7 protein-coding genes are annotated in these 14,749 nt (G+C 41.6%); 3 read left to right on the top strand and 4 right to left on the bottom strand.

What is annotated here, in order from left to right; translation table 11 throughout:
• Positions 1–14: 14 nt before the first annotated feature.
• Positions 15–2,678, bottom strand: coding sequence for an efflux RND transporter permease subunit (locus AC27JP_RS05075; protein WP_487112667.1), 2,664 nt, complete (start codon positions 2,676–2,678; stop codon positions 15–17).
• 131 nt (positions 2,679–2,809) lie between these two features.
• On the opposite strand from AC27JP_RS05075, the gene AC27JP_RS05070 reads away from it, so the two are divergent.
• Positions 2,810–3,121 (top strand): ArsR/SmtB family transcription factor, encoded by a 312-nt coding sequence (locus AC27JP_RS05070; RefSeq protein WP_487112665.1) that lies wholly within the window; start codon positions 2,810–2,812, stop codon positions 3,119–3,121.
• A 19-nt stretch (positions 3,122–3,140) separates the two neighbouring features.
• Here the strand turns inward: AC27JP_RS05070 and AC27JP_RS05065 are convergent, their stop codons facing one another.
• On the bottom strand, positions 3,141–4,160 hold the full coding sequence (locus AC27JP_RS05065; protein WP_487112664.1) for a GlxA family transcriptional regulator: 1,020 nt from the start codon (positions 4,158–4,160) through the stop codon (positions 3,141–3,143).
• A 142-nt stretch (positions 4,161–4,302) separates the two neighbouring features.
• On the opposite strand from AC27JP_RS05065, the gene AC27JP_RS05060 reads away from it, so the two are divergent.
• Together AC27JP_RS05060 and AC27JP_RS05055 are read left to right on the top strand one after the other, a co-directional pair.
• On the top strand, positions 4,303–6,198 hold the full coding sequence (locus AC27JP_RS05060; RefSeq protein ID WP_487112662.1) for a beta-ketoacyl synthase: 1,896 nt from the start codon (positions 4,303–4,305) through the stop codon (positions 6,196–6,198).
• Between the two features lie 305 nt (positions 6,199–6,503).
• Positions 6,504–8,693, top strand: coding sequence for a sensor domain-containing diguanylate cyclase (locus AC27JP_RS05055; RefSeq protein ID WP_487112660.1), 2,190 nt, complete (start codon positions 6,504–6,506; stop codon positions 8,691–8,693).
• Positions 8,694–8,811: 118 nt separating this feature from the next.
• Here AC27JP_RS05055 and AC27JP_RS05050 read toward each other — a convergent pair whose 3' ends face one another.
• Together AC27JP_RS05050 and gltB are read right to left on the bottom strand one after the other, a co-directional pair.
• Complete coding sequence (locus AC27JP_RS05050) at positions 8,812–10,260, bottom strand: FAD-dependent oxidoreductase (protein WP_487112658.1); 1,449 nt, start codon at positions 10,258–10,260, stop codon at positions 8,812–8,814.
• Between the two features lie 28 nt (positions 10,261–10,288).
• Positions 10,289–14,749, bottom strand: a complete 4,461-nt coding sequence (gene gltB / locus AC27JP_RS05045) for a glutamate synthase large subunit (protein ID WP_487112656.1) — start codon at positions 14,747–14,749, stop codon at positions 10,289–10,291.

Below are 14,749 nucleotides of genomic sequence, written 5' to 3'. Positions count from 1 at the left end.
CAAATAGCGGCATATTAAGCCGTTGTTGTTTTGTGCGTTGTTTCACTTTTAGTCTTTAATAGTGTTAAAAGTGCGGGTAATAAAACCAAAGTGACTAAGGCCGATAGCAGCATAATACTTGCTAAGAAAAAGCCAACTGTGATGTAAGGCATTAACGGCGACAGTAACAAGGGCGTAAACCCGATGGCAATAACGATTGCGTTGCGCGTGATGGCACGGCTTGGCTCTTCAAACATCGCCAAAAGTGCCTGACTTAGGCTGTTATATTCATTTTCAAGTTCGCGAACTCTTTGGATAAAATGAATGGCGAAATCAATCGACAGCCCTAAAGTTAGTGCCGACAAAACTGCGATAGGCATATCGTAAGCCTTGCCAAACCAGCCAATGAGGCCATAAATCATGGTGATGGTGAATGTTAGCGGTAGCATAGCTAGCACACCGTATTTTATCGATCTGAAAAGTATCATCATCATTAAAAACACCACGATAAATGATGATAATAAGCTATCAATCATGCCACTGACCATGGCATCTTGCCACACGACATTAAGATACGACTTACCTGCCCATTGATACTGAACATTTGTCGGAGGCGGGTTGCTGCTAATGTAGTCTTCAACCCAACTCACCACGTTAGTCATATGCTGGTTATCACCACTGGTCATTTGCAACCAAAGTAAGGTTTTTTGATAGTCAGGGCTAACAAAATGCCACAAATCTTGTGGTCGATGTGAAGATTGAAATTGTAGTAATGTTTGTGCCACCCCGTTAGTGCTGTTTGGAACGGCAAAGTCTATATCGTCACCAGATTTAAGTTCGCGGTTCACGGTGCGAACAATATCAACTAAGCTGTTAACTTTACCGACATCACCCTGTTCAACTAATGCCTGTTGTAAATTCGCTAACCAATTCAACATTGCCGGCTCAGTAAATACTTGTTTTGCTGTTAATGCTTGCTCGCTGATATCGTATAACTGCTCAAGCCAAGCTTGCTCATCGTCGGATGCTTGAAAGCGCAGATCATCCAGTGCAATTAATAAATTTTCAGTGAAGAAGGGCTGTGCTTGTGCAGAATTTTTTGTATCAGCAGCGGCTTTATTTATGGTTTGCTGCCAATCTTTTAATAAGCTTGTGACTGCTGACTTTGTTGCACTGGCATTTACTGTTGATAACTGCTGTTTAAAGTTATTTACTGCCTCGGCTTCGCTGTTGGCATTATTGTTAAATACTAACCACGCGTCGTAAGTGCCGGCAAAATGTTGATTAAGCGCTTTGTCGGCAATGCGAATTTCATGATCCGCTTTAAACCAGTTAACCGGGTTATCGTTAATTTCAATGCGGCTAATGCCTTCGACGCTTAAGACAAATAGTGCAATAAACATCAGTAAGATGAGTTTGACTCGCTTAACCGAAAAAGCTCCAAGTTGCTGTAAGCTGTTTGCTAATCGCCCTTTTTGCTCCATTTTCGCTATGGCCCGCTGCAAGTTTGCTAACGTTTCAGGTTTCATGCGTGCGATATAAGCTGGAATATAGGTAATGGTGAGAACGAAGGCCAATAGTATGCCTGTGCCGATAAAAGCGCCAAATACTTTCACTGGTGGAATTGGCGTCAACATTAGTGAATAAAACCCGATGGCGGAGGTAATTGAGGTAAACAGCATAGGCTTATACAAATGCCCCATGACTTGTTTTACTGTCGCAGACGCTTTGTCTCCAGCTTTGTAGCGATCAGCAAATTCAGACAGAATATGCACCGAGTCAACAACAGCAATTGGCATTAAAAAGATTGCGATCATTGAAGACATGATATGTACGGTAAAGCCTAAGCCAATTAAACTGCCCATAATGATCAAGACTGTCGCCATAGCAACCACCATAGGGGCTATGATGAGAGGAATATTACGAAAGAAATACCACAACAAAAGAAATATGGCCAAGCCCGCTAAGGGAGCGGCAACGCCCATTTGAACAAACATTTCAAAACCAAATTGGTCTTCTGCAACCGGTAAACCTGTGATGTGAAATGCTAAATTGTTTGCGTTAGCGCTAATGTAGTTAAGGCTTAATGCTCTGATTTGTTCAGCGATAATGTAACTTTGATCTTTATTAACGATAGGCACATAAATGGCAATGGCTTTGTTGTCACCTGAAACTAAGGTGTTGTTGAGCATAGGTAAGCGCTTTACTGCTTTTTGGATAGCGTCACTACCTTGTGAACCTGTCGGCGCATTTTTCATTAAGTATTCAAAAACAATGCCTTGGCTTGCACCGTTTTCGTCAGTGAGCTGGCGAATGTTATCGACAACATTTAATGATAATAAGTCTTGCTTGATCACGCCATCAAGCTGAAGAATATCATTAGTTAAGTGCTCAACAGTGGCCAAGGTGTCGGGAGTGAAAATGTTCTTTTCACTGACTAAGCCAACGACAATCATATCGCGCATTAAAAAGTCAGTTTTTATTTGATTGTGAAATACTCTTGCGGGGGCATCTTGGCTGAGCATGTTTTCGGGATCAGTATCGATTTCTATCAAGGGCAACATCGCTAAACTTAACAAGGTCACTAACAGCACTATCGTGTAAATGACTTTAGGTTTTGCGATGGCAAAGTTCAAAATGCGTTGATAATTCAAAGTATTTCCTTGTCGAGTCAATAGCAAGCCAGAGCGTTCTGTCATAATATTGCTATATTAGAAAAATGTAATATACTTTTATATTAGCAGTATCTAATGTAATATCCAACAAGATTTAGTTTTTCACTGTATTTCAGATAGTGAGAACCATTTGATAAATGCTTCAGAGAGGATGAATGACAACATTAGCACCAAATGATATTAAAGAAATGCGTGGCAATGCTTCGCAAGCTGCTGAATTGTTAAAAGCAATGAGTAACGAAAATCGCTTATTGATTTTATGTCATCTGGGTGAGAAAGAAATGTCGGTGAATGAGCTGAATAACTTTATAGATTTAAGCCAATCAAGCTTATCTCAGCATTTAGCAAGATTGCGCCAAGACGGTTTAGTGAAAACCCGTCGTGAATCGCAAACCATTTTTTATACCATTGCCAACCCTTCGGTTGTTAAGCTGATCAGCTTTTTACATAGCGAGTTTTGTGCCTAGCTTGAAACATTCATTTCCCTTACTCGGTACTAAATAATTTCTTCCTGACCATAGCTCTATATGCCTTTGGCGTTAAATTTAGTATCTGCTTAAACAAGCGCGTGAAGTTTGCTTGGTCTTGATAACCCACTTGAAAAGCTATTTCTTGAATAGATAAATTGCTGGCTGACAGTAGCTCTTTCGCGGTTTCTATTTTTAACTTTTGCCAATACTGTGTTGCATTTGTGCCCGTTGCTAGTTTGAATCTTCGGGTAAAGGAGCGTTGGCTAATACCAAATTGTTGGGCAATTTCAGTTAAGGTCAGCGGTGAGTTTAAATTGGTTTGTAACCAAAATTGGATTTGACTGATCAACTCATCAGCATGTCGATCTCCCGCACCTTCTAAGTAGCGCTGCTCTTCATATGGCTTTCTAATTTCATGGGAAAAATTTCGCTCCACTTGTTGTGCGGCGTTCTGGCCATAAACTTGAAATATAATATGAACAACAATATCCGCCAAGGCGTTTAGGCTGGCGGCACAATAAGTACGTTCGGATTGGGTAATAAAAAAGTCTGGTTTTAAATCGACTTGTGGATAGTCACGTTTAAATTGCTCAACATAGTGCCAATGAGTTGTTGCCGGGTGATTATTCAAAATGCCGGCTTCAGCCATCAAACAAACTCCGGTACCGCCGCCAATTAGTGTTGAGCCTTGCTGCCAAATATCGCTTAACCAATTGAGCATTTTAGGTTGTTGAGCAATGGTTGGTCTTGGGTTACGCCACAAACTTGGAATAAAGGCAAAGTCAGGACGCTGCGCACTGTCAACATCAGTATCGGGTAACAGCCGTATTAAGGCACGAGTCGAGATAGGTTTTATCGACTCGGCAACCATTTGTATCGATAGCCTAGGGGCATTTCGGTTTTCTTGTAATGCCACAGCTTCACCCGCTCGCAACATTTCAACGGGCAAGCTGACGCTGGTTGCCAGCATGTGATCGTAAAGTAATAAGGCGATATTAATGCGGTTATTGTTACTACGCTTAAATCTAGCTTTCATGTGCGGACCTAGCCCATTTACTGAATAAAAGGTTATTTGGCTATTTTGACATATTTTATGGCCGATAATGATTATTATTTGTCAGCGCTAGCTTTTACACTTGTAGAATAAATATTAAGTTTGAATTTTAAAGAGATTTTTCATGACTGCATTACCGATTATCGTTGGCATGGGTGGCGTAAATGCTGCCGGTAGAACTTCCTTCCATCAAGGCTTTCGTCGTATTGTTATCGACAAGTTAAATGCAGAAGCTCGTCAGGAAACTTTTGTTGGTTTAGCGACATTAATGAATTTGCTGACCAGCCAAGATGGTAAGCTTGTTGATCAAAATGGCAATGTTGTTGATAAATCAGTGGTTGAGCAACGCTTCGGTGAAGAAATTCTCGCAGGTACCTTAATTCGCAAAATTGAAAACGAGCATTTTGACCCAGATGCCACGCCTTGGCAGCAAAAATTAACTATGGATGCTGGCGAACAGGGCATTAGCTTTGAAACTCGTGCTCGTGATTTACCGAATCCCTTACCACGTACTTGGCAAGTTACTGAGCTAGAAGACAAACGTGTTCGAGTTGAAATTGCTGGCGAAATTGAAGTGAAGCATGACTCTACTCGCGATAACCCAATTAAAGCGGCGGGGCAATTCCCTAGCGGTTTTAAACCAGCAAGCCTATATAACAGCCGTTATCAACCACGAGGCCTACAAGCAACAATATTTGGCGCAGCAGATGCCATTCATTCTACCGGCTATAGCTGGAATGAAATTGCTGATAAAGTCAGTCCAGATGAAATTGGTACCTATTCCGCTTCGGTTTTTGGCCAAACACAAGCAGAAGGTGTTGGCGGTATGATGCAAAACCGTCTTAAAGGTGAGCGAGTTTCGACTAAAAACTTAGCACTGGGCTTAAACACTATGCCGACAGATTTTGTTAATGCTTATGTTACCGGTAACGTTGGGACGACTTTCACCTCAACAGGTGCTTGTGCAACATTCCTATATAACTTAAAAGCGGCAGTACAAGACATTCAAGCAGGTCGAATTCGTTTAGCAATTGTCGGTAGTAACGATTGTGCGATCACACCAGAAGTTGTCGAAGGCTTTGGTAATATGAGCGCCTTGGCAAATGAGGAAGGCTTGAAAAAACTTGATGGTAACGGCATTGCCGACCATCGTAAAACTAGCCGTCCGTTTGGTGATAATTGTGGTTTCACTATTGGTGAAGCGGCGCAGTTTATTATTTTAGTGGACGATGCGTTAGCACTTGAGCTTGGTGCGAATGTTTTAGGCTCAGTTGCTGATGTTTATACCAATGCTGATGGTATTAAAAAATCAATTACGGCACCTGGCCCAGGTAATTATATTACTATGGCCAAGTCAGTGGCATTGGCCACAGCAATTGTCGGTGAAGAATCAGTCCAGCAACGTAGTTTTATTTTGGCGCATGGTTCAAGTACGCCGCAAAATCGGGTTACAGAATCATTAATTTATGATCGTGTCGCGAAAAGTTTTGATATTAATAATTGGCCAGTTGCCGCGCCGAAAGCTTTTGTTGGTCATACCATTGGCCCAGCAAGTGGTGATCAGGTGGCTATGGCATTAGGCGTATTTGCGCATAATATTATGCCGGGTATTACCACTATTGATAAAGTTGCCGATGATGTTTATAGCGAGCGCTTAAACATTGCGACTGAGCATTGGGATTGTCATAACATGGATGTGGCATTTATCAATTCAAAAGGTTTTGGTGGTAATAACGCGACAGCAACATTACTTTCTCCTGATGTGACCTTGGCTATGATGGAGAAACGTCACGGTAGTGATAATATGATGAGCTACCGAGATAAAACCGCAAAAGTTGAACAAGCAAGAGCGACATATCAAGAGCAAGCAAACAATGGTGAGTTTCAAATTATTTACCGTTTTGGTGACGGCACCTTAATGGATGATGATGTAACTTTATCGTCAGAAGACATTAGCGTTACTGGCTTTGCTAATAAAATATCATTACCTAAAAATAATCCATTTGCTGATATGAACTAGTTTATTTCAGTCGGATTACAAAAGCCCTGCAATTACATTGACAGGGCTTTTGTGTTTATTGCACTATAGATTTATTGCAACTAAGCTAGTCTGAATAACGTCATATCAAAATATCGTTTAATCGAAAGATAGTTTTATCGTGTTTTGAAATTGTGAGCTGTACAGCCGGTCATTTACATAAGGTGGTTAACATCTTATCTAAAGCGGTTGATAAAAGGATTTTATGTGGTGGGTATATAAATTTACCTAACACAATGTGGTTTAAATTTTAGCAATTTAATAACGATTAAAGTGGTGCATTCATAGTGTCTATCTCCCCAATAAAGATATCATTAAAACTCGAAGAACAACCCCTAGAAGATAAGACTATGCATAGTCGGCCATTCATTTTGGCGATAATACTGGGTATTTTTGGTGCAATGCTCAATAGTTTTCCTGTAGAACTTGCCTATAACATTTCCTTAGTGCTTGGCAATTTAGCTTTCATTATTGCTGCAGCTTACCTGCGTCCGGCGTTAACCTTATTTTGTGCTTTAATTTGTGTGGCACCATTATTAGTCATATGGGGCCACCCATTTGGCTTTATTACCTTTGGCTTAGAGGCTCTATTTGTTTCCGTTATGCGCGGGCGAGGATGGTACTTACCTACCGCTGATTTTCTCTATTGGCTGATTATTGGCATGCCGTTAACGGCGGCATTGATATGGCTTAATAATAGTGATGTTCAGGCTTACCTTCTATTTTCACTGTTTAAACAAAGCATTAATGCTGTTTTTTATACCGCATTGGCGGTGATAGCTATTTTTGTTTTTGGTGAAAAACTTATGCACTGGTTAGCCCCTCAACATCCGCCGTTAGTGAAAAACCTAAAACAGTATTTACATCATATACTTTGGGTGATGTCGGCTTTTTTCGTGGTTGGTATTTGTTTGTTTCTAAGTCGTAGTTTAAACGATATTCAACACCAGCAATTTGACGACAAATTAGATATTAGTAGTCAGTATCTCAGCCGTATTGTTGAAAATTATGTCGATGAACATATTAACGCCATCGCTCAAACGGCCGATAAATTATCGGCGATACCACTGGCTGATTATGCCGATGCCTTAGCAAAATCGCATCAGCTTTATTCCGGTTACTTGACCATGCTTATTGCTAACGACAAGGCTAATTTAATTGCCTCGTCACCGAGTTCTTTAATGGCAAATATTCCCGAGAGTGGCTTTAGCGTCGCTGATAGATCGTATTTTTCGCAAGCATTCTACAATGAGATACTCTATGTATCCCCGGTATTTCTAGGGCGAGGCTTTGGTGTTGATCCTATTGTCGCGATAAGTGCCCCTATTTATCAAAACAATAGTCGCAAGCCAACTGGCATTGTTGAAGGTTCTTTGAACCTAAATATGTTTGAACAAATAAAGCAAGTTGAAGAAAAAAGCGCCGATATCGCTATTGTTTTAACAGATGAGAATGATAATGTTATTTATGCCGACAATAAACTTGCACTCGCTACATTAGCAAAATTCAACTTTACCATTGAGCAGAAAGAATTAAAGCATAAGTTGCTGGTGATTGGCGAAAAAGGTGTAAATGAAAATAAATATTTATATCGACAAGTTGACTTAAAAAATGGTTGGAAAATATTTGTAATTGTTGAGCATGCACAATTACTGAACTTAATTGAGCAGCAATACTTAACTATTTTTATGTCGTTGTTTTTAATTTTCATTTTTGTCGTACTGTTATCACGTCAGTTTGCTCATACACTTAATCAACCACTCGAGTTTGCTCTACAAGAGCTTGCTCATGATGATAGAAATCATGATTACCAGCCGATCCCATTTGAAGCGCCCGTCGAGTTTTTGACCTTATATGAAAAACTACAACAAGCACAAAAGCGACTGATTAAGCATCAATATATTTTGGAAGAGAAGGTTGAACAAAGAACTCGTGACCTCAATCAGGCGAATAAAGCGCTGAAGGAGCTGGCAAATAAAGACAGCTTAACGGGCTTATACAATCGTCGCTTTCTGGAGAATAAATTTGGCGAGTTACAAGCCATTTTATCGCGTAATAACGCCGCTATGGTGGTTGCTATGTTAGATTTGGATCATTTTAAAAATTTAAATGATGAATATGGCCACCTGATTGGTGACAACTGTTTGGAATATGTTGGCCAATTAATGAAGAAAAAATTCGATAGGCGCAGTGATATCGTCGCTCGTTTTGGCGGTGAAGAATTTGTTATTGTTGCCCAGCATGATGAGAAATATGGGGCAATGCAAAAGCTTGAAGAATTACGCGAAGAAATAGCGCGACATTGTTTTCCATATGACGGCGAGCACTACCTTGGTATAACCATATCAATAGGTGTAGTGACAGCTAAGGCAAGTTATACCGACAAGATAGAGCAATGGCTCAGCCTTGCCGATCAACAGCTTTATTGGGTAAAAGAAAATGGTCGTAACCAAATGTCAGTCACGCACTTGGAGTAAAATGACTAGGTTAAAGATGCGCTTTAGTTAGAAAATAGCGTAAAAGTAAAAAAGCGGCTAATGCCGCTTTTTTCAATTTAACTTATCCGGAGTGCAGGTTAACTTAGTCAGTTATTTATTATGCTTGTTTTTGTTGCTCGGTGCTAACGAAGTCAAGTATGCCGATCGCTGCTTTTCGGCCTTGATCAATAGCGGTAACCACAAGATCTGAGCCAAGTACCATATCACCACCAGCAAAAATGTTAGCCTTACTGGTTTGCAAGGCAAAGTCGCTACTGTCGGAGGCGACCACTCGCCCACGGCTATCGACTTCAACACCGGCATCTTTCATCCATTGCGGTGGGCTAGGTAAAAAGCCAAAGGCAATAACCACGGCATCTGCTGGCATCATAAATTCAGAGCCTTCAATGGCTTCCGGACTTCTACGACCGTTAGCATCAGGGCGACCAAGTTGTGTTTTGACAAACTTAACGCCACAAGTATTGCCTTCATCATCAACAGCAATATCAAGAGGTTGAATATTAAACTGAAAATCAACACCTTCTTCTTTTGCATTTTGCACTTCGCGTGGTGAACCAGGCATGTTTGCTTGGTCACGACGATAAGCACAGGTAACTGAGGTTGCGCCTTGTCGAATCGAGCTTCTAACACAATCCATGGCAGTATCGCCACCACCTAAAACCACGACCTTTTTGCCGGAAAAATTAACATAAGGTTTGGCTTTTTCATTGCCGTCTTCTTGTGAAAGTTGCATTAATTTTTGAGTATTACCAATTAGAAAATCAAGTGCATTGTATACACCCGACGCTGATTCATGCTCAAAGCCGCCAGCCATATCGGTATAGGTACCAAGGGCTAAAAAGACCGCATCAAACTCGTTACTAATATCTTCAAAACTAATATCAACACCGACATTAGTATTTAAGCGGAATTCGATACCCATGCCTTCGAGTATTTCTCGACGAGTTTGAATAACGTCTTTTTCAAGTTTAAATGATGGAATACCAAAGGTTAACAGGCCGCCAATTTGCGCATGCTTATCAAATACTACGGTTTGAACACCATTACGAGTGAGCACATCGGCACAAGCTATGCCCGCAGGACCAGCACCTATGATTGCGACACGTTTACCGGTTGAAATTACGTCAGAAAGATCGGGTTTCCAGCCTTGAGAAATTGCCGTATCGGTAATGTATTTCTCAATATTACCTATGGTAACGGCACCAAAGTCATCATTAAGGGTACAGGCTGACTCACATAGTCTATCTTGTGGGCAAACGCGGCCACACATTTCAGGCAGGCTATTGGTTTCATGACAAAGATCAGCGGCTTCGAATATCTTACCTTCTGTCACTAGCTCTAACCATTGTGGAATGTAATTATGCACTGGGCATTTCCATTCACAATAGGGGTTGCCGCAATCTAAACATCGATCGGCTTGGCCAGCACTTTGTTCATTACTTAACGGTTGATAAATTTCGACAAAATTGATTTTTCGCTGTTCGATGGCCTTTTTCGGCGGATCAATGCGTTTTACATCGATAAATTGATAAATATTTTTACTCATGAATTAATTTCTCCAACTCGTGTTCTTATTACTGTGCTTGAACACGAAGTTCTGCAGACGAACGGCTGTGATGACCTAGCAAGGTTTTTACATCAGTTGCTTTTGGTTTCACTAACTTAAATAATGGTGCATAAGATGAGAAATTAGCTAAAATTTCTTGCGCTCTTAGGCTACTGGTTTCGTCAAAGTGTTGGCTAATAATGCCACGTAAATGCTCTTGATGAATGGTAAGTTCACCAATAGGTAACATTTCAATTGATTCATTATTTAAACGAATATCAAGATCATTATTTTCATCTAACACATAAGCAAAGCCACCGGTCATACCGGCACCAAAATTAACCCCAACTTGCCCTAAAATAGTGACAATACCACCGGTCATATATTCACAAGCATGATCACCAGTGCCTTCAATAACTGCATGGCAGCCTGAATTACGCACGGCAAAACGCTCGCCGGCTTTACCACAACCATAAAGTTTGCCGCCAGTAGCACCATACAAACAGGTGTTACCCATGATCATGGCTTCATGGCTTAAGTACTCGACGCCTTTTGGTGGCTTAATGGTTAATTTACCACCCGCCATACCTTTACCAACATAATCATTGGCGTCTCCGGTTAAGGTCATCTCTAAACCTCCGGCATTCCAAACCCCAAAACTTTGCCCAGCGGTACCACTAAAAGCAATTTTAATTGGATTTGCTGCCATACCTTGGTCGCCATGCTGGCGAGCTATCTCACCAGACAATGAGGCGCCGACAGAACGGTCGGTATTTTGTATCGTTAATCGATACTCGCCACCTTGGCTATGCGCAATAGCTTCTGCTGCGAGCGTTACTAATTTTTGGTTTAACTCGCCTTTATCAAAAGGTTGGTTTTCTTCTGTTTGATAAAGAGCGGTATCTTCTCCTGCCACAACTGGCGCGATAATAGGAGACAGATCCAGTTTTTGCTGTTTCGCACTAATACCTGATAAAGGCTGAAGTAAGTCGGTACGACCAATAATTGCTGTTAGGCTTTCAACGCCTAATTTCGCTAATATTTCACGGACATCTTGCGCAACGAACTTAAAGTAATTCATTACTTGATCAGGTAAGCCTTTAAAGAACTGCTCACGTAACACTTCGTCTTGTGTTGCCACACCTGTCGCGCAGTTATTTAGATGACATATGCGTAAAAATTTACAGCCTAGCGTTACCATAGGCGCGGTGCCAAAACCAAAGCTCTCGGCGCCTAAAATGGCTGCTTTAACAATATCAATACCAGTTTTTAAACCACCATCGACCTGTAAGCGCACCTTATGGCGTAAGCCGTTGGTGACTAATGATTGATGAGCCTCTGCTAAGCCAAGTTCCCAAGGGCAACCTGCATATTTAACTGAGGTTAGAGGACTTGCCCCTGTGCCGCCGTCGTAACCAGAAATGGTAATGAAATCGGCATAAGCTTTGGCAACACCTGAGGCGATAGTACCGACACCAGGACCAGAAACTAGTTTGACTGAGATAACGGCTTTTGGATTCACTTGTTTTAAATCGAAAATAAGCTGAGCTAAGTCTTCAATCGAGTAGATATCGTGATGTGGTGGTGGTGAAATTAACGTAACCCCAGGTACTGAAAAGCGTAGCTTCGCAATTAACGGTGTGACTTTATCACCCGGTAATTGCCCTCCTTCTCCAGGTTTAGCCCCTTGCGCCACTTTGATTTGTAATACATCAGCATTGACTAAATAGTGTGGTGTAACGCCAAAACGGCCAGAAGCAATTTGCTTAATACGAGAATTTTTTACGGTACCAAAGCGGCGTTCGTCTTCACCACCTTCACCAGAATTTGAAAAGCCACCTAAGCGGTTCATGGCGATGGCTAGTGCTTCATGGGCTTCTGGACTCAAAGCGCCAATCGACATCGCGGCGCTGTCAAAGCGTTTAAATAATTCGCTTTCCGGCTCTACATTAGCAATATCAATCGCTTGTTGGTCATCTTTTAAGGCTAACAAGTCCCGTAAAGCGGCAGCAGGACGATTGTTTACCTGCTCGGCAAATACGCTATAGTCCTTGTAGTCACCGCTGCGTACCGCTGTTTGTAAGGTACTAACCACATCAGGGTTATAAGCATGATATTCACCACCGTGGACATATTTTAATAAGCCGCCATGATTGATTTTTTGGTGAGGTAAAAAGGCTTTGCGGGCAAGGTTAATATTGTCTTGTTCAATATCAGCAAAATCAGCGCCTTGAATACGGCTTGGTAAATCAGGGAAGCAAAGCTGCATGATATTTTGGTTTAAGCCGATCACTTCAAACAGCCCAGCACAGCGATAACTGGCTATGGTGGAAATGCCCATTTTTGATAATATTTTTAGCAGCCCTTTATTAATACCTTCTCGGTAGTTCACTACCGCTTGACGAGCAGTTAAATCAATCTGTTTTTGTTCAACCAGTTGTTCAATGGTTTCGTAGGCTAAAAATGGGTAAATGGCCGTTGCGCCAAGTCCAAGCAATACGGCAAATTGATGAGAATCTCGAACCGATGCCGTTTCAACAATAATATTTGAATCACAACGTAACTGTTTGTCAACTAGGCGCTTTTGTACCGCACCAACCGCCATTGCCGCTGGAATAGGTAGCATGCCTTGATGTATTTGACGATCTGATAATACTAAGATAACGGTATTTTTTTCCCGTACCAATTCTTCCGCTTCATCACATAAGCGTAAAACTGCGGCTTCTAAACCTTCTTCTTGGTCGTAGTTAAGCGTTAAAGTATCAGAGCGATAATGTTCAGGGTCAAGTTCACGTAGTTGTTTTAAACCGGTATACATTAATACTGGCGTGGCAAATAAAATACGATCAGCATGGCCTGTTGTTTCATTGAATACGTTATGTTCACGGCCAATACAGGTGCCAAGAGACATTACATAGCGCTCACGCAATGGGTCAATTGGCGGGTTAGTCACTTGGGCAAATTGTTGTCTAAAATAGTCGAATAGAGAGCGCGGTTGGCTTGATAAAACCGCCATTGGCGTATCGTCACCCATAGACCCCGTTGCTTCTTGGCCATTTTCTGCCAATGTTTTTACTACTTGATGAATTTCTTCATAGCTGTAGTTGAACATTTTATGATACTGAGCAATTTCTTGGTCGTTAAATACGCGTTGGCCAATTAATTCACCATCGAGCTGGTCAAATGGTATTAAACGGCGAATATTATTATCTAGCCATTGGCGATAAGGGTGGCGAACTTTAAGTTCGTTATCTATGGCGTTAGAGTCAAATATTTTACCTGTGTATGTATCAATTGCGAACATTTCGCCCGGGCCTAAACGACCTTTTTCAACAACTTCGTCTTCGCCGTAGTCCCAAATACCAACTTCTGATGCCAAGGTAATAAAACCATCACGGGTTATAACATAACGAGCGGGGCGCAAACCGTTGCGGTCTAAATTGCAGGCAACATGGCGGCCGTTAGTTACAACAACACCGGCTGGGCCATCCCATGGTTCCATGTGCATAGAGTTGAATTCATAAAAGGCTTTTAGGTCATCATCCATTAGCGGGTTATTTTGCCAAGCAGGCGGCATCAATAAACGCATGCCACGGTATAAATCCATACCGCCAGCTAGAAATAACTCCAACATATTATCTAGTGAAGATGAGTCAGAGCCACTTTCGTTGACAAAAGGAGCTGCATCTTTTAAATCCGGTAACAATGGCGATTGAAAGCGATGGGTACGTGCCCGGCTCCATTGTCTATTGCCTTTTATGGTATTAATTTCACCATTATGGGCTAAGTAGCGAAAGGGCTGCGCTAAATGCCATTGTGGTGAGGTGTTCGTTGAAAAGCGTTGATGAAATAAGCAAATAGCGGTTTGCATGCGAATGTCGGCAAGGTCTAGATAAAAGTTTGGCAGATCTACCGGCATCATTAAGCCTTTGTAGATAGTTACTAAGCAAGACAAACTGGCCACATAAAAACGCTCATCGGTGATGCGCTTTTCGGCGCGCCGGCGTGCCATATATAAACGACGTTCTAAATCACGATTACGCCAACCTGGAGGGGCATCGACAAAAACTTGTTCAATACTCGGTAAGTTACTTTTGGCGATTTCACCTAGCGTTGATATATCTGTTGGAACTTCTCTCCAGCCCACTAACGTTAACGTTTCACGAGCAAGTTCTTCTTCAAGAATTTTTTTACTTAGATTTGCTTGAACGGGATCAGGGTTAAGAAAGATCATGCCAACGGCGTACTTTCTACCTAATTGCCAATTGTTTTCTTCGGCAATAGCCCGAAAGAAGCTGTCAGGCTTTTGCATCAGCAAGCCACAACCATCACCGGTTTTGCCATCGGCTGCAATGCCGCCACGGTGTTGCATTCTATCAAGGGCATGAATTGCAGTCTTTACCAGTTTATGGCTTCTTTCACCGTGTTGATGGGCTATTAAGCCAAAGCCACAATTGTCTTTTTGATAAGTATGATCGTAAAGCTGCAT

This window comes from Colwellia sp. SU-HH01172, from assembly GCF_057553355.1.
The sequence above is the reverse complement of the archived record's forward strand: the minus strand, read 5'-3'. Positions and strand labels throughout refer to the sequence as shown.